The organism is Ancylobacter sp. 3268 (genome assembly GCF_031456575.1).
Lineage (GTDB): Bacteria > Pseudomonadota > Alphaproteobacteria > Rhizobiales > Xanthobacteraceae > Ancylobacter.
In genome coordinates this window covers 143,272-165,892 of the sequence record NZ_JAVDUX010000003.1, presented here as the reverse complement: position 1 = coordinate 165,892, position 22,621 = coordinate 143,272, and the positions used below count along the sequence as shown (strand labels likewise).

At 69.0% G+C, this 22,621-nt stretch carries 23 protein-coding genes and 1 pseudogene; 10 read left to right on the top strand and 14 right to left on the bottom strand.

The annotated features are described in order from the left end of the window. Positions 1-24: 24 nt before the first annotated feature. Both J2X65_RS05240 and J2X65_RS05235 read left to right on the top strand, forming a co-directional pair. Positions 25-2,097, top strand: a complete 2,073-nt coding sequence (locus tag J2X65_RS05240) for a hypothetical protein (protein ID WP_310198989.1) — start codon at positions 25-27, stop codon at positions 2,095-2,097. Between the two features lie 83 nt (positions 2,098-2,180). Then, complete coding sequence (locus J2X65_RS05235; RefSeq protein ID WP_310198987.1) at positions 2,181-2,972, top strand: hypothetical protein; 792 nt, start codon at positions 2,181-2,183, stop codon at positions 2,970-2,972. A 311-nt stretch (positions 2,973-3,283) separates the two neighbouring features. On the opposite strand, the gene J2X65_RS05230 is transcribed toward J2X65_RS05235, so the two are convergent. Further along, the gene (locus J2X65_RS05230; protein WP_310198985.1) at positions 3,284-3,826 is read right to left on the bottom strand and encodes an N-acetyltransferase; all 543 of its coding nucleotides are present in this window, start codon (positions 3,824-3,826) and stop codon (positions 3,284-3,286) included. A gap of 310 nt (positions 3,827-4,136) precedes the next feature. Here J2X65_RS05230 and J2X65_RS05225 point away from each other — a divergent pair, with 310 nt between their 5' ends. The 4 genes from J2X65_RS05225 (at position 4,137) to J2X65_RS05210 (ending at position 8,018) form a co-directional block, all read left to right on the top strand. Beyond that, the gene (locus tag J2X65_RS05225; RefSeq protein ID WP_310198982.1) at positions 4,137-4,700 is read left to right on the top strand and encodes an XRE family transcriptional regulator; all 564 of its coding nucleotides are present in this window, start codon (positions 4,137-4,139) and stop codon (positions 4,698-4,700) included. Positions 4,701-4,717: 17 nt separating this feature from the next. Beyond that, the gene (locus J2X65_RS05220; protein ID WP_310199398.1) at positions 4,718-5,236 is read left to right on the top strand and encodes a GNAT family N-acetyltransferase; all 519 of its coding nucleotides are present in this window, start codon (positions 4,718-4,720) and stop codon (positions 5,234-5,236) included. A 187-nt stretch (positions 5,237-5,423) separates the two neighbouring features. Then, the gene (locus J2X65_RS05215) at positions 5,424-6,395 is read left to right on the top strand and encodes a glutathione S-transferase family protein (protein WP_310199396.1); all 972 of its coding nucleotides are present in this window, start codon (positions 5,424-5,426) and stop codon (positions 6,393-6,395) included. A gap of 189 nt (positions 6,396-6,584) precedes the next feature. Next, positions 6,585-8,018: an aminotransferase class V-fold PLP-dependent enzyme gene (locus J2X65_RS05210; RefSeq protein ID WP_310198979.1), complete on the top strand. Its 1,434-nt coding sequence runs from the start codon at positions 6,585-6,587 to the stop codon at positions 8,016-8,018. A 30-nt stretch (positions 8,019-8,048) separates the two neighbouring features. Here J2X65_RS05210 and J2X65_RS05205 read toward each other — a convergent pair whose 3' ends face one another. Continuing rightward, positions 8,049-8,738 (bottom strand): class I SAM-dependent methyltransferase, encoded by a 690-nt coding sequence (locus J2X65_RS05205; RefSeq protein ID WP_310198976.1) that lies wholly within the window; start codon positions 8,736-8,738, stop codon positions 8,049-8,051. 60 nt (positions 8,739-8,798) lie between these two features. Then, complete coding sequence (gene mnmA / locus J2X65_RS05200; RefSeq protein WP_310199394.1) at positions 8,799-9,992, bottom strand: tRNA 2-thiouridine(34) synthase MnmA; 1,194 nt, start codon at positions 9,990-9,992, stop codon at positions 8,799-8,801. A gap of 325 nt (positions 9,993-10,317) precedes the next feature. Here mnmA and J2X65_RS05195 point away from each other — a divergent pair, with 325 nt between their 5' ends. Next, positions 10,318-10,593: a DUF1153 domain-containing protein gene (locus J2X65_RS05195; protein WP_213356345.1), complete on the top strand. Its 276-nt coding sequence runs from the start codon at positions 10,318-10,320 to the stop codon at positions 10,591-10,593. 215 nt (positions 10,594-10,808) lie between these two features. On the opposite strand, the gene phnN is transcribed toward J2X65_RS05195, so the two are convergent. The 9 genes and pseudogenes from phnN to phnG form a co-directional block, all read right to left on the bottom strand. Continuing rightward, on the bottom strand, positions 10,809-11,408 hold the full coding sequence (gene phnN, locus J2X65_RS05190) for a phosphonate metabolism protein/1,5-bisphosphokinase (PRPP-forming) PhnN (RefSeq protein WP_310198970.1): 600 nt from the start codon (positions 11,406-11,408) through the stop codon (positions 10,809-10,811). Between the two features lie 52 nt (positions 11,409-11,460). After that, positions 11,461-12,603 (bottom strand): alpha-D-ribose 1-methylphosphonate 5-triphosphate diphosphatase, encoded by a 1,143-nt coding sequence (locus J2X65_RS05185; RefSeq protein WP_310198967.1) that lies wholly within the window; start codon positions 12,601-12,603, stop codon positions 11,461-11,463. Between the two features lie 5 nt (positions 12,604-12,608). After that, complete coding sequence (phnL, locus tag J2X65_RS05180) at positions 12,609-13,484, bottom strand: phosphonate C-P lyase system protein PhnL (protein ID WP_310198964.1); 876 nt, start codon at positions 13,482-13,484, stop codon at positions 12,609-12,611. Between the two features lie 11 nt (positions 13,485-13,495). Next, positions 13,496-14,287, bottom strand: coding sequence for a phosphonate C-P lyase system protein PhnK (phnK, locus tag J2X65_RS05175; RefSeq protein ID WP_310198961.1), 792 nt, complete (start codon positions 14,285-14,287; stop codon positions 13,496-13,498). Beyond that, positions 14,284-15,081: a GNAT family N-acetyltransferase gene (locus J2X65_RS05170; protein WP_310198960.1), complete on the bottom strand. Its 798-nt coding sequence runs from the start codon at positions 15,079-15,081 to the stop codon at positions 14,284-14,286. Before J2X65_RS05170 ends, phnK begins: the two co-directional genes overlap by 4 nt. Before the next feature lie 203 nt (positions 15,082-15,284). Next, a pseudogene (locus J2X65_RS05165) lies at positions 15,285-16,142 on the bottom strand (alpha-D-ribose 1-methylphosphonate 5-phosphate C-P-lyase PhnJ); the annotation flags it as partial. 20 nt (positions 16,143-16,162) lie between these two features. After that, the gene (locus tag J2X65_RS05160) at positions 16,163-17,293 is read right to left on the bottom strand and encodes a carbon-phosphorus lyase complex subunit PhnI (RefSeq protein WP_310198957.1); all 1,131 of its coding nucleotides are present in this window, start codon (positions 17,291-17,293) and stop codon (positions 16,163-16,165) included. 3 nt (positions 17,294-17,296) lie between these two features. Next, entirely contained in the window at positions 17,297-17,893 is a 597-nt protein-coding gene (phnH, locus tag J2X65_RS05155) for a phosphonate C-P lyase system protein PhnH (protein WP_310198954.1), read from the bottom strand. Between the two features lie 2 nt (positions 17,894-17,895). Continuing rightward, positions 17,896-18,369, bottom strand: coding sequence for a phosphonate C-P lyase system protein PhnG (gene phnG / locus J2X65_RS05150; protein WP_310198950.1), 474 nt, complete (start codon positions 18,367-18,369; stop codon positions 17,896-17,898). Positions 18,370-18,476: 107 nt separating this feature from the next. Between phnG and phnF the strand changes: the two genes are divergently transcribed. Together phnF and J2X65_RS05140 are read left to right on the top strand one after the other, a co-directional pair. Further along, positions 18,477-19,250 carry a phosphonate metabolism transcriptional regulator PhnF gene (gene phnF, locus J2X65_RS05145; protein ID WP_310198948.1) on the top strand — a complete coding sequence of 258 codons (774 nt, stop codon included), beginning with the start codon at positions 18,477-18,479 and terminating at the stop codon, positions 19,248-19,250. A 10-nt stretch (positions 19,251-19,260) separates the two neighbouring features. After that, a complete protein-coding gene (locus J2X65_RS05140; protein ID WP_310198945.1) occupies positions 19,261-19,869 on the top strand; it encodes a pyridoxamine 5'-phosphate oxidase family protein in 609 nt (202 codons plus the stop codon). Here the strand turns inward: J2X65_RS05140 and J2X65_RS05135 are convergent. Next, entirely contained in the window at positions 19,863-20,957 is a 1,095-nt protein-coding gene (locus J2X65_RS05135; RefSeq protein ID WP_310198944.1) for an alpha-hydroxy acid oxidase, read from the bottom strand. The genes J2X65_RS05140 and J2X65_RS05135 overlap by 7 nt on opposite strands. A gap of 130 nt (positions 20,958-21,087) precedes the next feature. On the opposite strand from J2X65_RS05135, the gene J2X65_RS05130 reads away from it, so the two are divergent. Further along, positions 21,088-21,672 (top strand): hypothetical protein, encoded by a 585-nt coding sequence (locus J2X65_RS05130; RefSeq protein WP_310198942.1) that lies wholly within the window; start codon positions 21,088-21,090, stop codon positions 21,670-21,672. Between the two features lie 4 nt (positions 21,673-21,676). On the opposite strand, the gene J2X65_RS05125 is transcribed toward J2X65_RS05130, so the two are convergent. Next, the gene (locus J2X65_RS05125) at positions 21,677-22,615 is read right to left on the bottom strand and encodes a metallophosphoesterase (RefSeq protein WP_310198940.1); all 939 of its coding nucleotides are present in this window, start codon (positions 22,613-22,615) and stop codon (positions 21,677-21,679) included. Positions 22,616-22,621: the final 6 nt, after the last annotated feature.

Sequence of the window (22,621 nt, the reverse complement as noted above, 5' to 3'; positions counted from 1 at the left end):
CAACATTGACGGAGGCCCCGCCCGATGAATCTCGGCCTCGCCTTCGATCCGCTGATCCCGCTGCCCTTCCTCATCGCCTGCGCCGTGGTGGCCGGCGCCGTCGCGCTGCTGCTCCTCGTCGCCCGCTCGCGCGGGGCGATCCTGCGCGGCCTCGCCCTGGCGCTGGCCGTGCTGGCGCTGGCCAATCCCTCCCTCACCCGCGAGGAGCGCGAGCCGCTCTCCACCGTGGTCGCCGTCGTCGTCGACAAGAGCGCCAGCCAGGATTTCGGCGACCGCAACCGGATGACCGAGGCCGCCCGCGCCGAGCTGGAGACCCGCCTCGCCCGCCTCAAGGAGCAGGGCGCCGAGATCCGCTTCGTCGATGCCGGCGCCGGGGCCGGCGAGGTCGACGGCACCCGCCTGTTCACCGCCCTGTCCGCCGCGCTGGCCGATGTGCCGCCCGAGCGGGTGGCCGGCGCCATCTTCCTCACCGACGGCCGCGTGCATGACATCCCCGCCTCGATGGCGGCGCTCGGGTTCCGGGCGCCGGTGCATGCCATCATCTCCGGCCAGCCGGGCGAGCGTGACCGCCGGGTGGCGCTCACCGCCACCCCGCGCTTCGGCATTGTCGGGCAGAACCAGACCATCGGCTACCGGGTGGTCGATGAAGGCGCCCCGGCCGGTGCCCGCGTCGGCGTCACCGTGCGCCGCGACGGCGAGGTGGTGGCCCGTCCCATCGTCACCGCCGGCCAGGAAGCCCGCGTCGATGTCGAGATCACCCATGCCGGGGCCAACATCGTCGAGATCGAGGCCGCCGGCCTCGAGGGCGAGCTCACCCCGGTGAACAACCGCGCCGCCGTCTCCATCGACGGGGTGCGCGACAAGCTTCGGGTGCTGCTGGTGTCCGGCGAGCCGCATGTCGGCGAGCGCACCTGGCGCAACCTGTTGAAGTCCGACGCCAATATCGACCTCGTGCACTTCACCATCCTGCGCCCGCCGGAGAAGCAGGACGGCACGCCGATCAACGAGCTGTCGCTGATCGCCTTCCCGACCCGCGAGCTGTTTCAGCAGAAGATCAAGGATTTCGATCTGATCATTTTCGACCGCTACGCCCAGCAGGGCGTGCTGCCGATGATCTATTTCGACAACATCGTGCGCTATGTCGAGGAAGGCGGCGCGCTGCTGGTCGCCGCCGGCACCGATTACATCTCGGACGGCTCGGTGTTCAACACCCCGCTGGAAGCGGTGCTGCCCGCCGCCCCGGCCGGCCACATGACCGAGACGCCGTTCCGCGCCGGGCTCACCGATGCCGGCCGCCGGCACCCGGTCACCCGTGCCTTGCCGGGCTCGGAGAGCAATCCACCGACCTGGGCGCGGTTCTTCCGCATCGTCGACACCCAGGGCGCCCGCGGCACCAGCGTGATGGACGGGCCGGACGGCAAGCCGATCCTGCTGCTCGACCGCGTCGGCGAGGGCCGCGTCGCCCTGCTGTTGTCGGATCATTTCTGGCTGTGGGCGCGCGGCTTCGAAGGCGGCGGCCCCTATATCGACCTGCTGCGCCGCCTGTCGCACTGGCTGATGAAGGAGCCGGACCTCGAGGAGGAGCGCCTGCGCCTCACCGCCCACGGCCCGGACCTCGTCGTCGAGCGCCAGACCATGGGCGACGCCGCCCCAACCGTCGTCGTCACCAACCCGACCGGCCAGACCCGCACCCTCACTTTGGCCTCGGTCGAGCCCGGCCTGTTCCGCGCCACCTTCCCGGCTGACAGGCTCGGCCTGTGGCGGGCCAGCGATGGCACCCACACCGCGCTGGTCAATGTCGGCCCGCTCAACCCGCGCGAGTTCGCCGAGGTGACCTCGACCACCGAGACGCTGCGCCCGGTGCTGGCCGCCACCGGCGGCGGCGTCTGGCGGATGGCGGAGCTTGCCGGCGGCGTGCCGCGGGTGGTGGCGGTGCGCTCGGGCGAGCGCTTCGCCGGCGAGGACTGGATGGGCCTCGCCCTGCGCGACGTCTCGGTGGTGCGCGGGCTCGGCCTGTTCCCGCTGTTCGCCGGGCTGTCCGGCCTGCTCATCCTTATGGCTGGAATCGCCGCCGCCTGGGCACGCGAAGGGCGGTAAGCCGACGAAACTGGCGCACAAATGCGCTTTTAGGTTGCATGAACTTCATACACACTTCCCTCGGGAATTTGGGGGAATTTGCAATGAAGATCGCCGTCGCAGCGGGCATCGTCTCTTCGTGCGTGTTAGCGGCCTGCGTGGCGCCGCCACCGCCCAATCCGGCGGAACTCGTGCCGGCGGACGTCATCATCAACACCATCAAATGCGAAGTCGCCCAGTTGGTGACGGACCTTCCGCTTCAGACACCGCGACGGGTCGTGCTGCTCGGCCAGGACTTCACCGTCAATTTGAAGCTGAAAGCAGTGATCAAGACCACGGCCGGCATCGATGCCGACGGCTCGCTCGATATCCTTGCCTTCAACGGCATCACGCCGGCAGTCAGCCTCGGCGCCTCGGTCGTGGGAACGAGCACCGTGGACACCACGACCGACTTCACCCTGAACGGCACTGCCGAGAACGCGAAGACCTGCCTGATTGCCAAGCAAGACGGACGCATCCTTCAAAATGGCATCGGCTACTATGTGTTCATGCGCCAGCTCGCCAACGACGTGAACAGGTTCGTCGTCGGCGATCCGAAGATCATTGCGGATCAATTCAAATATGATGCGACGTTCGGGGTGACCAGCACCGGCAAGGGCAGCGTCAAATATGGCTTCGTGCCACTCTCCGTGAAAGGCAGCGTCGAAACGACCCTCGACAACGTGCAGCAGGTGACGATCACCGTGAAGAACTCGAAAGCATCGTCCGGCGGCGCGGTTCAACAGCTCGTACCGCCGTCCGGCAGCAATCCCCCGCCCTCGCAGCCCTGCGCCGGACAGAGGTGCCTGCCTCCCGCCATTCCATTCGGCCATGTGACCAAGCCGGAAGATTTATGACCAAGCCGGAAGACTTATGACCAAGCCGGAGGACATGTGACGGAGCTGCCACCGCGCCGCCGCCCATCCCCTGCAGCGTGTACGTCGTGCCTGCGGGACCATCGCACGGTGCGCGGACATCGCTCCGCGCACCGGGTGCCTTTTTGCCCCGTATAGGGCACGTCCTGCATCTTGCAGGTTTGGCCGGCACGGGTCCCCCACGGCGGACGCACGATCGCACACCTTCCGCGGCGAGCGAGGCCTGTGCCAACGGAATGGTCTGCCGGCCCGCCTGCCCGAGCCGGCGCCGGCGCGCCTCGAGGCCGGCCCGGCTACTCCGCCGCGGCCGGCTGCGGCGTCGCGAACGCCCTGCGCACCGGGCCCCGCACCGCTTCAAGCGGCGTGTCGTCGAGCGGGCACACCAGTACCCGCGCCGGGTCCACCGGGCCGGGCAGGCTCACCTGGCCATGCGGCACCCGCCTGAAGCCCATGCGGCCATAATAGGGCTCGTCGCCGACCAGCAGCACCAGCCGCGCCGCATCCTCGCGGTCGAACTGGGCCCGCACCGCCTCCAGGCAGCGCTCCACCAGCCGCCGGCCGATGCCATGCGAGCGGAACGGCGGCTCGACGGTGAGCGGGCCGAGCAGCAGCGCCGCATCCTTGCCGATGGTGATCGGCGTCAGCCGCACCGAGCCGACCAGCATGGTGCCGATATAGGCGGTGAAGGAGAGGTCGAGCCGGTGCGGGTTGCCCTCGCGCAGCCGATAGGCGGTGCGGGCATAGCGGCCGGGGCCGAAGGTGCGGGCCACCAGCCGCTCGATGGCGGCATCGTCGGAAGGCTTCTCGGTCAGAACGGTAATGGAGAGTTCGGTCATCTGGGCGCTCGGCAGGCTCAAGGTCGGCACATCGCCGCGCCGAGCGACCGTGGCGTCACGGCTGCTGGCACCGGCGAGCGAAATCACCCGCGCATGGAAGCATCTCCACGCGGGTCATCTCGTCTCGTCGTCGCTGCATCGGCCTCGGGGCCATCGCCGTCTTTCCCGAAAAAGGTCCGGCCGGATAGCACAGGCCGGCACGCAGGTCGAGGGAGAAGCTTGCGCATCGGAAGCACGACGATCCCACATCCCGCGCAGACGGCGCGCCAGCCGCTTGATTCATGATCGCACCGTCTTCTATAAGAGACGAATGACTATTTTAGTAGACGACACCGAAGCCCGCCTCGCCCGGCGCCTGAAGCTGGAGCGGGAGGCGCGCGGCTGGTCGCTGGCCGATCTGGCCGGCCGCGCCGGGGTTGGCAAGGCCACCATCAGCAAGATCGAGCGCGGCGAGATCAGCCCGACGGCGGTGACGCTGGTGCGGCTCGCCAGCGCCTTCGATCTTACCCTTGCCGGCCTGCTCGTGCGTGCCGAGGGCGGTGACCGGCTCGTGCGCGCCGCCGACCAGCCGCTCTGGCGCGATCCCGCCACCGGCTATGTCCGCCGGCAGATCTTCGCCCGGCCGGACCATCCGGTCGAGCTGGTCGAGGTCGAGCTGCCGCCCGGCGGCCGCGTCACCCTGCCCGCCTCTTCCTATGCGTCGATACGCCAGGTGCTGCAGCTGCGTGCCGGCGCGCTCACCTTGGTCGAGGGCGGCGAGCGGCACGAGCTTGCCCCCGGCGACTCGCTCGGCTTCGGCGCGCCGGCAGACGTCACCTTCGCCAATGAGAGCGACGCCCCCTGCCGCTACATCGTCGCCCTCACCCGCCTGTGAGCCTTGCCATGCCAGCTATGCCCCACACCATCGCCATCCGCCCGCTCGCCGCCGACGCCGCCACCATCGACGCCCTCGCCGCACTGCTGGTCGAGACCGTGGCCGAGGGCGGCTCGGTCAGCTTCATGCACCCGCTGGCACCGGAGAAGGCCGCCGGCTTCTGGCGCGCCGCGCTCGAGGCCGCCGCCCGTGGCGACCGGGTGGTGCTGGGAGCCTTCCTCGGCGACACGCTCGCCGGCACGGTGACGCTGCAGCTCGGCCTGCCGGAGAACCAGCCGCACCGCGCCGAGATCGCCAAGATGATGACCTTGCCGACGTTTCGCGGCCGCGGCATCGCCAGCGCGCTGCTGCGCGCCGCCGAAGCCCTCGCCCGCGAGCGCGGCCGCAGCCTGCTCGTCCTCGATACCGCCAGCGACGGCGGCGCCGCCGGCCTGTATGAGCGGCACGGCTTCGTCTTCTGCGGCGAGATCCCGGATTTCGCGCTGAAGCCGCATGGCGGCCTCACCGGCACCCGGCTCTATGCCAAGCGGCTCTAGCGCATTCCGTCCGGAAACACGCGAAAAAAACCGGGAGGCAGGCCTTCCCGCGATTCCGGGAGAAGCGGGAGCGCTCCCGCCCATGCGCGTTGCCGCAATGCCTGCCTCTCGCCGACGCAACCGATGGCCGCGTGCCATTCGGCCGCTTTCGGCCTAGGTTCTCCCGGCAAGCCAAGGGAGACGCATGATGGGATTGCTGGTCGACGGAAAATGGGCCGATAGCTGGTACGATACCAAGAGCACCGGCGGGCGCTTCGAGCGCACCATCACCCGTTTCCGCAACTGGATCACCGCCGACGGCGCGCCCGGACCCTCCGGCGAGGGCGGCTTTCCCGCGGAGGCCGGGCGGTACCATCTCTATGTTTCCTACGCCTGTCCGTGGGCGCATCGCACGCTGATCTTCCGCCAGCTGAAGCGGCTGTCGAGCCTCATCGGCGTCAGCGTCGTCGATCCCTATATGGGCGAGGAAGGCTGGGTGTTCGTCGATCATGCCCGGCGCCCCACCATGGGCGCCACCGAGGACACGGTGCTCGGCAAGCAGCGGCTCTACGAGGTGTATCTGCAGGCCGACCCGCATTATTCCGGCCGCGTCACCGTGCCGGTGCTGTGGGACAGGCAGCGCGGCACCATCGTCAACAATGAATCGGCGGAAATCATCCGCATGTTCAATTCGGCCTTCGAGGCCTTCACCGACGACCGGCACGATTATTATCCCGAGCCGCTGCGGGCGGAGATCGACGCCCTCAACGCGCGCATCTACGACGCGGTGAACAACGGCGTCTACCGCGCCGGCTTCGCCACCAAGCAGGAGGCCTATGAGGAGGCGGTGCTCGCCCTGTTCGCCATGCTCGACGAATTGGAGCTGCGCCTCGCCGAGGGCCCCTACCTCTTCGGCGCCACGCTGACCGAGGCCGATTGGCGGCTGTTCACCACGCTGATCCGCTTCGATGCGGTCTATGTCGGCCACTTCAAGTGCAACATCCGCCGCATCGCCGACTATCCCAACCTGTCGCGCTACCTGCAGCGGCTCTACACGGTGCCGGGCGTGTCGGAGACGGTGAACCTCACCCACATCAAGCGGCACTATTACGAGAGCCACAAGACCATCAACCCCACCGGCATCGTGCCCGTCGGGCCGGCGCTGGCCTGGACGACGTGACACTCCCGCCCCGCATTGCCGCGCGCGCCGGGAGGACCTGGAGCATTTTCGAGCGAAGCGGAGCCCGCTCGCGTGAAGAAAATGCATGAGATCAACGGCTGGATGGTTTCGGCGTTTGCATGAAAGGCGGAAACGATCCAGCCTCCGGCACAACCGGCCCCCGAGGCCGGAACCGGCAGGGGGGCGAAAATGGATCGGGACGCGCGACAGGACGGCATCGAGCCGCGGCAGGACTCACGGCGGGAGCGGCCGCTGGAGATCCCCGCCGCGGAACTCGCCAGCCTCGTCGAGGCCGCCGCGCAGCTCACCGCCGGCTACTGGTCCGGGCTCGATGAGCGCCCGGCCTATCCGCCCACAAGCGGCGGCGAAACGGCGCGGCTGTTCACCCGGCCCTGGGCCGAGGACGGCCGCGGCGCGGCGGTGCTGGAGGATTTCGCCGCCATTGCCGCGCATTCCCGCCCCTCGGGCGGCCGGTTCTTCGGCTATGTGTTCGGCTCCGGCGAGCCGGTCGGCGCGTTGGGCGACCTGCTCGCCTCGGCGCTCAATCAGAATGTCGGCGCCTGGCGCTCCGCCCCGGCGGCGGTGGCGGTCGAGCGGGCGGTGATCGGCTGGCTCGGCGAGGCGGTCGGCTGCCCCGGCTTCACCGGCTCGCTGTGCGGCGGCGGCTCCTCGGCCAATCTCATGGCCCTCGCCATGGCCCGCGAGGCCAGGCTGCCGGCCAATGAGGACGGCGTCCGGCCCGGCGTGGTCTACGCCTCCGAACAGGTGCACATGTCGATCCCGAAGGCGGTGGCGCTGATCGGCCTCGGCCGCCGCAACCTGCGCCTCATCCCGGTCGACGCCGATATGCGCCTGCGCATCGACGCGCTGGAAGCTGCCATCGCCGAGGATCGCGCCGCCGGCCGCACGCCGCTCGCGGTGGTGGCCACCGCCGGCACGGTGGCGACCGGCGCCATCGATCCGCTGCGCCCCATCGCCGCGATCGCCCGGCGGGAGGACATGTGGATGCATGTCGACGGCGCCTTCGGCGTGCTGGCGTCGCTCGCCGCGCCGGCGCTGTTCGACGGCCTGTCAGAGGCAGATTCGCTGTCGCTCGACGCGCATAAATGGCTGTACCAGCCGGTCGATTGCGGCTGCCTGCTGCATCGCCATCGCGATGTCGCGCAGACCGCTTTCTCGCACAGCGGCGACTATGTGCGGGCCCTGAACACCGATCCGGAGGAGGCCTTCGCCTTCTTCGAGGAGAGCCTCGAACTGTCCCGCCGCTTCCGGGCGCTCAAGCTGTGGCTGTCGCTGCAATATCACGGCCGCGCCGCCTTCCGCGCCGCCATCGCCCGCGATCTTGCCCATGCGCGGCTGCTGGAGGCGGAGATCGCCGCGCGTCCCGAGCTTGAACTTCTCTCGGCCGGCCCGCTGAGCGCGGTGTGCTTCCGTCATCGCGAGAAGGACAACGAGGCGCTGCTGCGCCGGCTGCTCGCGCGGCGGCGGGTCTTCCTGTCCAACGCCACCCTAGACGGCCGCTTCGCCCTGCGCGCCTGCTTCGTCAACCACCGCACGACGGAGGAGGACGTGAGGCTGATCGTCGAGGAGGTGATCGCGGCGGCCGGGGAGGTGAACAGGTGAAGGCGGCGCGGGGGGGCGGAGCGGCGGGAACTACCCCGCCAGCGCCACCTTGCCGTCCTCGGCCCGCGCCGCCTGTTCCGCGGCGCTCAGCTTCTTGAAACGCACCAGCGTATAGACGCCGAGCCCGACATCCTTGGCCACCGGCAGTTCCACCGTGCCGTTCTGCAGTGCCCAGTTGCGCAGCCGGGCGAACTGGAATTCCGGCCGCCACCCGAGCTTGCGCGCCTTGCGGGCGAACCAGCGCTCGAACACCGCGCGCGGCCCGTCCTCGGCGCCGAGATGGTTGACGAGGATGATCTCGCCGCCGGGCTTCAGCACCCGCGCCATCTCGTCCAGCGTCTCCTCGGGATGCGGCACCACGGTGATGACGAACTGGGCGATCACCACGTCGAAGCTGTCGTCCTTGAAGCCGAGATGCGCGCCATCCATCAGGCACAGCCCCTCGACATGGCGCAGATGCTCCTTCTTCACCCGCTCGCGGGCCTTCTTCAGCATCGGCTCGGAAATATCGACGCCCACCAGCCGGTTGGAGCGCTTGTAGTTCGGCAGCGCCATGCCGGTGCCGACACCAAATTCGAGGATGCGCCCACCGATCTTTTCCGCCGCCTTGATCGCCGCCTTGCGGCCGGGGTCGAAGACCGCGCCGAACACCATGTCATAAACCGGCGCCCAGCGGGCATAGGCTTCCTCAACGGTGGCGCGGTCGAGATCGGTCGTCATGGTTTCCCCCCAACATATCCGGCCCGGCCCTGCGGCCGATGCCGGCGCGACGCCCGCGACTCACGCGGTACGGGCGTTCGCCACCATCTCCTGAGCGCGTGTCAGCGCTGTGAAGGCGCTGGGCGCGCGGCGAATCACCCCGCCGCCCAGCAGTCGCGCCCCGGCCGAGACATCGGCATAGAACACGCAGGCCTGGCCGGGCGCCACCCCTTCCTCCGCGGCGGCGAGACGCACCACCGGCGCGCCATCGGCCGCGCGGCCGAGCTGGCCGGGCACCGGCGCCCGGGTCGAGCGCACCTTCACATGGATCTCGCGGCCGGCATCGAGCGCGGCGTCGAGGCTCTCGTCGCCCAGCCAGTTCACCTCGTCGATGCGCACCTCGGTGACCCCCAGCGCCGCGCGCGGCCCCACCAGCACCCGGCGCTGGCGGGCATCGATGCCCACCACATAGAGCGGCTCGGCGCTCGCTATGCCGAGCCCCTTGCGCTGGCCGATGGTGTAGCGCATCACCCCGGCATGGCGGCCGAGCACCCGGCCGTCGAGATGCACGATGTCGCCCGGCTCGCCGGCTTCCGGGCGCAGCTTCTCGACGATGGCGGTGTAGTGCCCGTTTGGCACGAAGCAGATGTCCTGGCTGTCCGGCTTGTCGGCCACCTTCAGGCCGAAGCCCTCGGCCAGCGCGCGTACCTCCGGCTTGGTGGTCTCGCCGAGCGGGAAGCGCAGCATGTTGATCTGCGCCTGCGTCGTCGCATAGAGGAAGTAGCTCTGGTCGCGGCTCTCGTCGAGCGGCCGGTACAGGGCGCGCCCGCCATCCGGCAGGGCACGGCTGGTCACGTAATGGCCGGTGGCGAGGATGTCGGCGCCGAGATCCTTCGCCGTCTCCATCAGGTCGCGGAACTTGACGGTGCGGTTGCAGTCGACGCAGGGGATCGGCGTCTCGCCGGAGGCATAGGCGTCGGCGAAGCGCTCGATCACCGCGTCGCGGAACCGGCTCTCATAGTCCAGCACGTAATGCGGGATGCCGAGCTTCTCGCACACCACGCGGGCATCGTAGATGTCCTGCCCGGCGCAGCAGGCACCGGGGCGGTGGTGCATCGCCTCGCCATGGTCATAGAGCTGGAGGGTGACGCCGATCACCTCGTAGCCGGCCTGCGCATAGAGCGCGGCGACCACCGAGGAATCCACCCCGCCCGACATCGCCACCACCACGCGGGTGTCCTTGGGGGTACGGCCTGTGTCGTCGAGGCGGATCATGGCGAGCGGCGGGTCTGCGACCACGAAGGCCTGGGAGCGGGAGAGTGTCGATGTCCCTATATAGGACGTCGAGGCGGCTCGATGAACCCGTTTGTACGAAATCCCGCCCCGGCGGCGCAACCCGCCCGGCGACGGCCGATTTCCAGCATCGTCGTCGACATTAAATCAGCCACCGAAGATTCCGCAAGGTAAACAAAAAGTTTCGTGGATGTTAATAACGCCTTAACCTTCGTGAACTCACCGGGTCGTGATTCGTTTAGGAAAATATTTATCGCTGTCAGGATACCATCATCTCATAAGTTCGGGTGTCATGAGTGAGCGTACAATGACCGAGGCCTACCGCCCCAGGGTGAAATACGTGATCGGACCGGACGGCAGTCCGTTGACCATTGCTGATCTTCCTCCCCCGGATACGCGCCGCTGGGTTATTCGCCGCAAGGCCGAGGTGGTCGCCGCCGTGCGTGGCGGGCTCCTGAGCCTTGAGGAAGCCTGCAAGCGTTACACCCTTACCACCGAGGAATTCCTGTCCTGGCAGGCCTCGATCGACCGCCACGGCCTCGCCGGCCTGCGCACCACCCGCATTCAGCAATATCGCCAGTAAAACGTTCAACGACGGCATCGTCGGATTGAATGCGGCCGGGCCTCGTCCCGGCCGTCGTCATTTTTGGATCGACGCCGGGCCGGGCCGATGCGCCATCGGCCGCGGCGGATGGAACCCCTCCCCGGTGGGAACCGCACGGATCGACGTGTCTCGCCATGGCGCCTTCGGAACGGCCGGGCGACGCGGCACGCGCGGGGAGGCGGAAGGGTTCCCGGCTATGCCGCCGCCAGCCGGTGCAGATAGGCCGCCAGCCGCTCGCCGGCCGCCTCGGGCGGGCCGTCATTGACGAGGGTCAGCTCCGGCGCCCGGTCCAGCGCCGGCTCGCGCTTCAGCCGCTGCGCCACATCCTCCGCGCTCTCGCGGCCCCGCGCGGCGATGCGCGCCGCCAGCACCTGCGGCGGCGCGGTGACCAGCACGACCCGCACATCGGCGAAGCGCGCGCACGCCTCCTTCACCGCCGCCCGCGAGCCGTTCGCCACCACTGCCTGTCCGGCGCGGATCGCCGCTGCCACTTCCGGCCCCAGCGCATAGGACAAGCCGTTCGCCCGCCAGTGCAGCGGAAACGTCCCGCTCTCGACCCCGCGCGCGAAGGCGGCGGCGTCGAGGCTGAGATGATCCTCGGTGGCATCGGCCGGCCGGGTGATGCGCCGGCGCGCGAAGGCCAGCCCCGGCGTCCCGGCCAGCCGCAGGCGGGCATAGGCAAGCAGCGTGTCCTTGCCGGCGCCGGAAGGGCCGACCACCAGCACCAGAGGGCCGGGCCCGATCCGGACCGCCTCGTCGCAGCTCTCGCCATCCGCCGCCGCACCGACACTCACGCGCCCGTCTCCCGCCTGCTCGCCGACATCCGTCTTAAGACCGGGCTGCGCCTCACGCCACCCGCTCGCCCTCGCGCCAGACCGTGCGCACCACCGGCACCGGCCCGGCGCGCGAGACGCGCAGCAGATCGGCCCGAAGCCCCGGGCGCAGCCGCCCGCGATCGCCCATGCCCGCCGCGTCGGCGGGATTGGCGCTCACCATGGCCACCGACCGCGGCAGGCTGATGCCATCGATCAGCCCCGGCAGCGCGAAGGCGGCGAGCAGCAGGCTGCCCGGCACATAGTCGGAGCTCATGATGTCGAGCACGCCGCGCCGCGCCAGATCCTCGGCGGCGACATTGCCGGTATGCGAGCCGCCGCGCACCAGGTTGGGCGCGCCCATCAGCACCCTTATGCCGGCGGCGTGCGAGCCCTGCGCCGCCGTCACCGTGGTCGGGAATTCGGCGATGGCGACCCCGTCCTCGATGGCCTCGCCCACATGCGCGTCGGATGCGTCGTCATGGCTCGCCAGCACGATGCCGCGCTGATGCGCGATCGCCACCAGCCGCTCGCGATTGGCGCGCGCATGGCGCTCATGGGCGATCAGCCGGTCGGCGACGATCACGTCCATCTCCGCATCGGTCATGCCGCTCTTCTTCTTGTAGTAGGCGCGGAAATGCTCCTCGGTGAGGAACTGCCGCTGCCCCGGCGTGTGGTCCATCAGCGAGACCAGGCGCACGTCGCACGCCGCCATCAGCTTCTCGGCATCCTCCACCACCCCGTCGGCCGCCACCTCGCAGCGCAGATGCACATGGTGCTCGGCGCGCAAAAGCCCGGCCTTGGCGGCCTCGTCGATCGTCGCCGCGAGCAGCGGCGCGTCGCCGTCCATGCCCACCGCCTTCTTGTCCGGCCACACCCGCAGCGAATCGAACACCGTGGTGATGCCGGCGGCGGCGATCTGCGCGTCATAGGCGGTCACCGCCGCAAACGCGTTCCACATCACCCGCGGACGCGGATAGAGATGGCCCTCCACATGGTCGGTGTGCAGTTCGACGAAGCCGGGCAGCAGATAGTCGCCGCCGAAGTCGATCGCCCCGCGCGGCGCCGTCCCCTCGCCGATCTCCGCGATGCGCCCGTCGCGCATCACCAGGTGCCCGCGCCGCACCTCGTCTTCCAGCACCAGCGTGGCATTGGCCAAAACCGTCTCGTTCGTCATGGTCCTCACGCCACCTTCGCAAAATCCGTCACGTCGATCACCCGGTCGCACACCGCCTCGCGTACCTCGGCATCGTGGAAAATGCCCAGAATGGCGACGCCGGCCCGCTTCTTCTCCTCGATCAGGCCGATCACCACCTGCCGGTTGGCGGCGTCGAGCGAGGCGGTCGGCTCGTCCATCAACAGCAGCGGGCGATGGGCGATCAGCCCGCGGGCGATGTTCACCCTTTGCTGCTCGCCGCCGGAGAAGGTGGCCGGCGGCAGGCTCCACAGCCGCTCCGGCAGGTTGAGCCGGGCGAGCAGCGCGCCGGCCCGTTCCAGTGCCGTCTCGCGGGAGACGCCGTCGCCGATCAGCGGCTCGGCCACCACGTCGAGCGCGGACACGCGCGGGATCACGCGCAGGAACTGGCTGACATAGCCCATGGTGGTGGCGCGCAGCGTCATCAGCCGGCGCGGCGCGGCGGTGGCGACGTCGACCGTCTCCTCGCCGTCGCGCACGCGGATGTGCCCGGCATCGACGCGGTAATTGCCGTAGACCATCTTGAGCAGCGAACTCTTGCCCGCGCCCGAGGGGCCGCCCAGCGCCACGCATTCGCCGGGGAAGAGTTCGAAGCCGGCGCCGGAGACCACCGGCAGCCGCGCGCCCTCGCGCAGATGCAGCACGAAGGTCTTGGCGACGCCGGAAACCGAGAGGATGGGGCCTTGCGTGTTCGCTCCCTCCCCCCTCAGCCCGCCCCTCTCCCCATCGGGGAGAGGGCGCTGGTCGCTCATATCAGATCGGCCAGTTTCCGAGACCAGGCCCTTCTCACCTCTCCCCAAGGGGGAGAGGTCGGCCCGCAGGGCCGGGTGAGGGGGAAGGCCGGTGCCATCATTCGTGCTCATCGTCATCCCCCTCACGCCGCCAGCACCGACGACACCAGTAATTGCGTATAGGGCTCGCGCGGGTCGTCGAGCACCTGGTCGGTCAGCCCGGTCTCGATCACCCTTCCGTGCCGCATCACCACCATGCGGTGCGACAGCAGCCGCGCCACCGCGAGGTCGTGGGTGACGATCACCACCGCCAGTCCGAGCTCGGAGACCAGACCGCGAATGAGGTCGAGCAGCCGCGCCTGCACGGAGACGTCGAGCCCGCCGGTCGGCTCGTCCATGAAGACGAGGCGCGGCTTGGTGACGAGGTTGCGGGCGATCTGCAGCCGCTGGCGCATGCCGCCGGAGAAGGCGCGCGGGTCGTCGTCGATGCGATCGGCGGCGATCTCGACCCGCCCCAGCCAGTCAGTCGCTTCAGTGCGGATGTTGCCGTAGTGCCGCCAGCCGACCGCCATCAGCCGCTCGCCGACATTGCCGCCGGCCGAGACCGCCATGCGCAGCCCGTCGGCCGGGTTCTGCCGCACGAAGCCCCAGTCGGTGCGCATCAGCAACCGGCGCTCCGCCGCGCCGAGGCTGGCGAGATCGCGCAGCACCCCGTCGCGCATGCGGTAGCTTACCCGCCCGGTGCTGGCCGCCAGCTCGGTGGAGAGCAGGCCGAGCAGCGTCGATTTGCCGGAACCGGATTCCCCGACCACCGCCAGCACCTCGCCGGGATAGATGTCGAGCGAGACATCGCGGCAGCCGATCCGCGCGCCATAGGTCTTGCCTAGCCCCTGCGCGACGAGAAGTGGGGCGTCGGTCGACATCCCGTCCGTCATGATGCGATCTCCGTATTGGAAGCCCCCTCACACGCCGCCGCGGAGCGCGCGTTTCCGGAGGAGAGAGGGCGGGCGCCGTCATCCCCCTCTCCCCGTCGGGGAGAGGGTTGGGGTGAGGGGGAACCACGGTTGCAGAGAGCCATCGCGTCCCCGGCCGCCTCCTCACCCTCCTCCAGCTCCGTGTAGAAGCTGTAGCCGTGCCGCCGGAAGCCGAGGCTCTCATAGAAGGCATGCGCCCGCTCGCGCGACATGCGGGTGGAGAGCGCCGCCTTGTAGCAGCCCTTCGCCCGCGCCATGTCGAGCGCCGCGCCCATCATGGCGCGGCCGACGCCCCGCCCCTGCGCGGCGGCGCCGACCGCCACCGCCTCGATCACCGCAGAGCGCGACCCGCCATGGGCGATGTTCTCCATCACCAGCAGCGTGAAGGTGCCGAGCACCTCCCCCGCCTCGGCATCCGCCGGGCCAACGACCTCGCCCGCCGCCTCGGCGACATAGAGCGCGTAGTCGGGATAGCGCGCCATGCGGTCGAACACCGCCCGCGCCCTTGAAAGGTCGAGTTCGTCGTCGGCGTCGAGTTCGCGATAGAGCGCCAACACCGCCGGCAGGTCGGCCGGTATGGCGGGACGCACGGTGACATCCGCCGCCACGCGCGACGGGAGCTGATCGCCTTCCAGCCCATCGGCCGGCATGGCGGGGCGAACGGCGACATCCGCGTTCACGATCGGCGGGAGTTGATCGCCTTCCAGCCCATCGGCCGGCACGGCGGGACGCACGGTGACATTCGTCGCGCTCATGACCGCACCTCCGCGGCGTCGGCTTCGACGGCAGCCGTCGCGCGCCCCTCGCCCGCCCCTTCGGGGCGACCTCTCTCCCTCGGGGAGAGGTGAAGTGCGGCCCTGCCCACCGGCACGCCCCCTAGCTCCCTCTCCCCGAGGGGGAGAGGGGTGGGGTGAGGGGGGAGCGCCGCCAGAGGAGAAAGAGCGCCCTCATCCGTCGCCTCCCCCGCCATCTCCCCCCGATGCCCCTGCGCCTGCCGGCCGTTGCAGTAATCGGTGTCCGAGCACACGAACATCCGCTCGCCCCGGTCGTCGAGGATCACCTCGTCGAGATAGACGCCCTCGGCCGCGCACAGGGCACACGGCTTGGCGAAGCGCTGCACCCTGAACGGATGGTCCTCGAAGTCGAGCGAACGCACCGTGGTGTGCGGCGGGATGGCATAGATGCGCTTCTCCCGTCCCGCACCGAACAGCTGCAGGGCCGGGCAGTCGTCCATCTTCGGGTTGTCGAATTTCGGGATCGGCGAAGGATCCATCACATAGCGGCCGGCCACCTCCACCGGGTAGGCGTAGGTGGTGGCGATGTGGCCGTGCCGAGCGATGTCCTCATAGAGCTTCACATGCATGAGCCCGTATTCGGCCAGCGCGTGCAGCTGCCGCGTCTCGGTCTCGCGCGGCTCGAGAAACCGCAGCGGCTCGGGAATCGGCACCTGATAGACCAGGATCTGGTTTTCGCTCAGCCTGGTCTCCGGGATGCGGTGCCGCGTCTGGATGACGGTCGCCTCGGTAGTGGCGGTGGTGGTCGCCACCCCGGCGGTCTTCTCGAAGAAGCCGCGGATCGCCACCGCATTGGTGGTGTCGTCCGCCCCCTGGTCGATCACCTTGAGCACGTCGTCCGGGCCGAGCACGGCGGCGGTCACCTGCACGCCGCCGGTGCCCCAGCCATAGGGCATCGGCATCTCCCGCGCCGCGAACGGCACCTGATAGCCGGGAATGGCGATCGCCTTCAGGATCGCCCGGCGGATCATCCTTTTGGTCTGCTCGTCGAGATAGGCAAAATTGTAGCTGATGGCCGGCATCTCGCCGGTGTGCTGCGACGTCATTCCGCCGCCTCCTTCATCGCGTCGGCCTGCCGGCTTTCCAGCGCTTCCCGGCGCATGCGCCGCACCAGGTCCAGCTCAGCCTGGAAGTCGACATAGTGCGGCAGCTTGAGATGCTCGACGAAGCCGGTCGCCTGCACATTGTCGCAATGGGAGAGCACGAATTCCTCGTCCTGCGCCGGCGCGCCGGGCTCCTCGCCGAGCTCGGCCCAGCGCAGCGCCCGCTCGACCAGCGCCATCGACATCGCCTTGCGCTCGCATTGCCCGAAGACGAGACCGTAGCCGCGGGTGAATTGCGGCGGCTGCTCGGCGCTGCCCTTGAATTGGTTGACCATCTGGCATTCGGTGAGCTGGATGTCGCCGATGGAAATCTCGAACCCCAGCTCCGGCACGTCGATGATCACCTCGACATCGCCGAAGCGGATCTCGCCGACAAAGGGATGCGAGCGGGCATAGCCGCGCTGGGTGGAATAGCCGAGCGCCAGCAGGTAGCCCTCGTCACCGCGGGCCAGCGTCTGGAGGCGGGTGGCGCGGTCGACCGGGAAGTTGGTCGGCGCGCGGGTAATGTCGAAGGGCTCGCTGCCATCATCGGCGGGCGAGGCCTCGATCAGCCCTTCGGCGCCGATCAGATCGGTCACGCGCGGCATTTTTTCGATCGGATCGGCCTCACCGGACATCCCGGAGGCGGCTTCGGCCTGACCATACACCTCACCATACCCATCGGGCGCAGCCAACGAGGTATCGAGCAACCGGTGGGTATAGTCGAAGGTGGGGCCGAGCAGCTGCCCGCCCGGCAGGTCCTTGAAGGTCGCCGACACCCGCCGGCGCACCATCATGTCGCCGGTATCCAGCGGCCGCGAAGTACCGAAGCGCGGTAGCGTGGTGCGGAAAGCGCGGATGAGAAAGATCGCCTCGATCAGGTCGCCGCGTGCCTGCTTGATCGCCAGCGCCGCCAGATCCGAGTCGTAGAGCGAGCCTTCCGCCATCACCCGGTCGACCGCCAGGGTCAGCTGCGCAGCGATCTGCTCCAGCGAGATCGATGGGAGATTCCTTTTTCCTCTCCGTCGCTTAGCCAGAAGCTCGTGCGCATTGCGGATCGCCTTTTCGCCGCCTTTTGCCGCCACATACATGCTTCAGCCCTCCTGCACCGCGACCGAGCGCGGCAGCCCGATGACCTGCCCGGCGCCGGCCAGCAAAAGGTCGACGCCACGCGGAAACAGCGCCCGGTTCGCCGCCATCCGTGCCGCGAAGTGCTCCGGCAGTGGCGCGGCGCCGAAGCCGATGCGCCCCTTGATGCCCGGCCCCTCCAGCGTAAAGCCGCGATCGACGAAGCCCGCGACTTGCAGGATCAGCGTGACCGAAGCATCGGGAAAATCGGGCGAGCCCAGCGAAAACTCGGAAAAATCAAGTATGTTCAAGGGATTGGCGATGAAGGCAAAGCGCGCCTCGCCCGGTTGGGCGACGATTGGCGCCCCGGTGTGGAAGCGCAGGAAATCGCTGACCGCCCGATCCGCCGCCAGGGCGGCGTCGAGAAAGACGGGGGTCTCATAGTCGCACAGCGTCAGTGCCAGCGCCGCCGCCTCCGGGGAAAGCGGTGCCGGAGGAACCAGATCCGTCGGCAATTCCTGCGGCCGGCCGGGGCGCGACAGTGCCCACATGGCAGCGCGGAACACGCCCTGCGCCGCGAAGACCGGATCGGCGAAGCCCCGCGTAAGCTCTTGTGTCTGCAAGATTAATCCTCCCCACGCACCAGGGTGAAGAAGTCGACCTTGGTGGCCGCGGTTTCCGCCCGCGCTTCGCCGGCCTCGGTGGCGAGCCGCGCCCGCACCGGCGCGAGCGCCGCCTCCACCGCCGCCCGCCGGTCCTCGTCCTGCCACAGCGCGTCGATCAGCGCCCCCTGTCGGGCCGCGGCAATGTCGCGGCCGAGCCGGTAGCCGAAGCCCGTCGCCCCGCCATCGAGGCGAATGGCGGCGCGGCTGACCGTCGCCTCACCGAGATTGAAGGGCGCGCCATCGCCGCCCATACGTCCCCGCAGCATCACCAGCCCGACCTCTGCCGGCCGGAGATCGCGGGCCGCCGGCAGCGGCGAAAGCTGCCCGAGCATCACGTCGAGCTCGTCGCGCCGGGCCCGGGCGAGCGTCGCAAGCGCGGCCTTCCGCGCCGGCATCACATTGTCAGAACTATATTTTTCGGAATTCTGCGGCATCGGTTCGGTCCGGCCTCGCATGCGGTGGCGTGGTTTACAACCATGCCAATTTTGTATATTAATCTATACAAATGCGCAATAGCCGTACACGACGGAACACGCCCTTGATGACCGATGCCGACGACACACCGATGACGTCCGCCGAGGAGACCCCCTCCTCCGATGTCGCCCGCCGCAGCGGCGTCGCGCTCTGGAAGCAGATCGCCGAGCGTATCGAGGCGGATATCGCCGAGGGCCGGCTAAAGCCCGGCGCCCGGCTCCCCACCGAAGCCGAACTGGCCGAGCGCTTCGGCGTCAACCGCCACACCTTGCGCCGGGCGCTCGCAACCCTGACCGATCAAGGCTTCATCGAGGCCACCCCTGGCCGCGGCACCTTCGTGAAGGAGCCGCCGCTGCGTTATCCGATCACGCCGCGCACCCGCTTTTCCGAAATCGTTTCTGGAGAAGGCCGTGCCCCGGGCGGGCGGGTGATCGGCTCCCGCATCGAGGCTGCCACCGCCGACATCGCCGCTGCCCTGAAGGTGCCAACGGGCACCGAGGTGTTGCGGCTCGACATGCTCCGCGAAGCCGACAATGTTCCGCTAACCGTCGGCACGCATTGGTATATCGCCGATCGCTGCCGCGACCTCGACTTCATCGCCGCGGCCACCGGCTCGGTTACCCGCGCCCTGGAGGCGCTGGGCCTCGGCGACTACCGGCGGCTGGAAACTCGCATCACCGCCCGCCTCGCCGACGAGGAGGAGCGCGATCTGCTCGCCCTTGCTCCCGGCCGGACGGTAATGGTGGTGGAAAGCATTAATGGCGATCCCAAGCGCCAGCCGATCCAGTTTACCCGTGCCCGCTTTTCCGCTGATCGTGTACAGCTCGTCGTGAAGAATTAGGAGATCGGAAATGGCCCGGATTACCAGCATCGAGGCTCTGCGCGCCCATTATGGCGAAGCCCGCGAGCGCAGTCGGCGCAAGGTCTTGCCGGCACTCGATCTTCATTGCCGGCGCCTGATTGCCCTCTCGCCACTGGTCATGCTGGGCAGCTTCGGCGCCGACGGCCGCGCCGACGTCACCCCGCGCGGCGACGCCCCCGGCTTCATCGCCGTGGAGAATCCGGCAACCCTGCTCATTCCGGACCGCCCCGGCAACAATCGGCTGGATACGCTGACCAATCTCATTGCCAACCCGGCCATCGGCCTGCTGTTCCTGGTGCCGGGCATCGATGAGACGCTGCGCGTCAACGGCCGCGCCGAGATCCATGACGATGCCGATCTGCGCGCCCGCTTCGAGGTCGATGGCCGCCAGCCGGCCACCGTGCTGCGGGTCACCGTCCAAGAGGCCTATCTGCATTGCGCCAAGGCCTTCATGCGCTCGCATGCCTGGGACCCGGCGCATTTCGTCTCTCGTGACAGCCTGCCCAGCATGGGCGAGATGTTGCGCGACCAGCTCAACCTCGCCACCGCCGAAACCCAGGTGGAGATGCTGCGGCGTTACCGCGAGACGCTCTACTGATCCTCCCAGATGACCTGCGGGCCGATATCGGTGAGCCGGCTGCAGCCGGTCATCACCATGGCGATTTCCAGTTCGCAGCGCAGCAGATGCAGCACATGGGCGACGCCGGCCGGCCCCGCCACAGCCAGCCCGTACAGCACCGGACGTCCCACCAGCACCGCGCTCGCCCCCAGCGCCAGCGCCTTCAAAACATCGGTGCCGCGCCGTATCCCACCATCCATCAGCACCGGCACCCGGCCCCTGACCGCCTTCGCCACCCCCGGCAGCGCCTCGATGCTTGCCGGCAGCGTGTCGAGCACCCGCCCGCCATGGTTGGAGACGATGATGCCGTCCGCGCCGGCGCCAATCGCTCGCTCGGCATCCGCCGCACACATTATCCCCTTGAGAATGAGCGGTAATTTCGTAACCGCACGCAGCCGATGGATATCCGCCCAGCGCGCCGCCACATCCATGAAGCCGCCGAACATCAGGCTCTCCCCGAGCTCGGCATGCGCGAAATAGCTGGTGTGCAGTCCCGCGAGATTGGCGTGCTCGGAGAGCTTGGGCGGCTTGTAGCCGGCCCGTTGCTCGGTGTTGCGCATGCCGAACACCGGCGCATCCACCGTCACCACCAGCGCGCCATAGCCAGCGGCCTCGGCACGGCGCACCAGGTCGAGCGTGAAGCCGCGGTCGTGCTGGATATAGAGCTGGAACCAGAGCGGCGTGCGTGCCGCCGCGGCGATTTCCTCCAGCGTGACGTCGGCCTCGGTGCTCACCACCATGCCGGCCTTGGCGCCACCGGCACCAACCAGCGTCGCCAGCTCGCCAGCGGGATCGGCGAGCCGGTGATGCGCGGTGGGAGCGACCAGGATCGGATGGGTAAAATCCTGCCCGAACAGCCGCAGCTGGGTGCCGCCACTGGCAATCTCCGGCAGGGCCCGGCTTCTTAGCCGCAGCCGACCGAAGGCCTCGCGATTCCATCGCAGCGTGGTCTCGTCGGCGGCGCCGCCCGAATAATAGGCCCACGCCTCTCGGCTCAGCCGCTCGCGTGCGACCGCCTCATAATCCTCCACCGCCACCACGCCTTCGGGAATCTCGAACCGTGCCATATCCGCTCCGCCGCCGCTCCTTCCGCCTTAATGCAGGCCATCTATTAACCCAAGAGGCACATAGTCGGAGCGTGTGTGTGGCGGGCGCCCGAGTCGCCGGCTAGTCTCGCAACGGAAGAGCGGGGGATCCATGGAAGAAGGCGGCCACCAGCGGGGCGATGTTTCCGGCCTGTCGCTGCGCGAAGCGATCCGCGCCGCACGGGTGGAAGCTGCCGAGCAGGCCGGTGTCATCGTCGAGCTGCGCGACGCCAGCCTCGTCCGCTTGTCCATGCTCAACGAGATTCTCGACCCGATCTTCGCCGAGGTGCCGCTGGAGCACGCCGATCTATTCGACCGCGGCCTGATGCCGGGCGAGACCCCGCGGCTGTTCGTCGACATGGTCGCGCATGTCACCCTGGGGCGCGACCGACGCACGTTTCGCTTCCTGCAGGACACCCGCTCCGGCCGGCGAGTGCTGGCGGAGAGCATCAACCCCAACGACATCGCCGATGCGGTAACGCGCTATGTCGCCCGCCGGCTCATCGCCCGCGAACAGGCGATCGCCACCAGCGCACCGCCTGAGCCGGAGGCCCCGCGCCCCCTGCCCCACCATCCGCCGGCGCCGGCTCATGAGCCACCACCACGGCGCGGAAATGGCGGCGTCTTCCTGCTCGGCCTCCTCGCGGGCATCGCCGCGAGCGTCGCCGGATGGCTACTCCTGCAAGGGCGCTATTAGACGCTCAGCTAGCTCTCGGCGCGCTCAGCACCCGGGTGGTGCGTGTGGCGACGGTGGCGTCGCCACGGGCGAATCCGCGTGCCTCCATCGTGCAACGCCACGGGAATTCGGCGCCGGGCAAGCGCTCGATCCGGTAAAGATGATAGCCGCCGGGCCAGTGGCTGTCCTCCGGACCGGCGGCGAAGGACGGCGCCTCGACCACCGGCACCAGCCCGCCCGAGGGACCGGCGAGCATCTCCACCATCGGCCGATGGTCATGGCCGCAAATCATCAGCTCGGCGCCGTTGGCAGCGAGGCAGGCCCGCAGCGCCTCGGCATCGAGCAGGCGCTTATGGGCGGAGCGATGACCGCAAGGCGGATGATGGATCAGCACCACCCGGAACAGCTTCTGCCCACCAAGCTCCGCCAGCAGCTGCGCCAAACGTTCGAGCTGCCCGCGCCCGACTTTGCCGGTTGCCATGAAGGGCTGGGTGGGAACTGCCGTCGAGACGCCGATGAGGGCCACATCGCCGCGCCGACGCACGAAGGGAAAGGGAAAATCGGCGACAACGCCTTCCGTCTCGCCGCCTTCGGCACCGTCCCCGCGCATATAATTGCCCCAGTTGAGCAGCGCGTGATGGGCGGTGGAACGTACATAGGCATCGTGATTGCCCGGAACCACCGTCACATAATGGCCGGGGCCGAGATTCTGCAGAAAGCCGAGACCGGTCTGATATTCGGCCGGCAGACCGACATTCACCAGGTCCCCGGTGACCGCGATATGGTCGGGTGCGGCGGCCTTGATGTCGGCGATAAGGAGATCGATCGTGGCATCGGAGAACCGCCGGCGGCGCCCTCGCCGCCAATTGATGACGCCGAGCGCCCGCTTGCCGGCGAGCTCGACGAGCCGCGCCCGCGGCAGCGGACCGAGATGAGGGTCGGTGAGATGAGCGAGCACAAACACGGGGGT

Coding starts and splice junctions, on each gene's coding strand:
- J2X65_RS05240 (WP_310198989.1), top strand. CDS start 25: ATGAATCTCGGCCTCGCCTTCGATCCGCTGATCCCGCTGCCCTTCCTC.
- J2X65_RS05235 (WP_310198987.1), top strand. CDS start 2,181: ATGAAGATCGCCGTCGCAGCGGGCATCGTCTCTTCGTGCGTGTTAGCG.
- J2X65_RS05230 (WP_310198985.1), bottom strand. CDS start 3,826: ATGACCGAACTCTCCATTACCGTTCTGACCGAGAAGCCTTCCGACGAT.
- J2X65_RS05225 (WP_310198982.1), top strand. CDS start 4,137: ATGACTATTTTAGTAGACGACACCGAAGCCCGCCTCGCCCGGCGCCTG.
- J2X65_RS05220 (WP_310199398.1), top strand. CDS start 4,718: ATGCCCCACACCATCGCCATCCGCCCGCTCGCCGCCGACGCCGCCACC.
- J2X65_RS05215 (WP_310199396.1), top strand. CDS start 5,424: ATGGGATTGCTGGTCGACGGAAAATGGGCCGATAGCTGGTACGATACC.
- J2X65_RS05210 (WP_310198979.1), top strand. CDS start 6,585: ATGGATCGGGACGCGCGACAGGACGGCATCGAGCCGCGGCAGGACTCA.
- J2X65_RS05205 (WP_310198976.1), bottom strand. CDS start 8,738: ATGACGACCGATCTCGACCGCGCCACCGTTGAGGAAGCCTATGCCCGC.
- mnmA (WP_310199394.1), bottom strand. CDS start 9,992: ATGATCCGCCTCGACGACACAGGCCGTACCCCCAAGGACACCCGCGTG.
- J2X65_RS05195 (WP_213356345.1), top strand. CDS start 10,318: ATGACCGAGGCCTACCGCCCCAGGGTGAAATACGTGATCGGACCGGAC.
- J2X65_RS05185 (WP_310198967.1), bottom strand. CDS start 12,603: ATGACGAACGAGACGGTTTTGGCCAATGCCACGCTGGTGCTGGAAGAC.
- phnL (WP_310198964.1), bottom strand. CDS start 13,484: ATGAGCACGAATGATGGCACCGGCCTTCCCCCTCACCCGGCCCTGCGG.
- phnK (WP_310198961.1), bottom strand. CDS start 14,287: ATGACGGACGGGATGTCGACCGACGCCCCACTTCTCGTCGCGCAGGGG.
- J2X65_RS05170 (WP_310198960.1), bottom strand. CDS start 15,081: ATGAGCGCGACGAATGTCACCGTGCGTCCCGCCGTGCCGGCCGATGGG.
- J2X65_RS05160 (WP_310198957.1), bottom strand. CDS start 17,293: ATGTATGTGGCGGCAAAAGGCGGCGAAAAGGCGATCCGCAATGCGCAC.
- phnG (WP_310198950.1), bottom strand. CDS start 18,369: ATGCCGCAGAATTCCGAAAAATATAGTTCTGACAATGTGATGCCGGCG.
- phnF (WP_310198948.1), top strand. CDS start 18,477: ATGACCGATGCCGACGACACACCGATGACGTCCGCCGAGGAGACCCCC.
- J2X65_RS05140 (WP_310198945.1), top strand. CDS start 19,261: ATGGCCCGGATTACCAGCATCGAGGCTCTGCGCGCCCATTATGGCGAA.
- J2X65_RS05135 (WP_310198944.1), bottom strand. CDS start 20,957: ATGGCACGGTTCGAGATTCCCGAAGGCGTGGTGGCGGTGGAGGATTAT.
- J2X65_RS05130 (WP_310198942.1), top strand. CDS start 21,088: ATGGAAGAAGGCGGCCACCAGCGGGGCGATGTTTCCGGCCTGTCGCTG.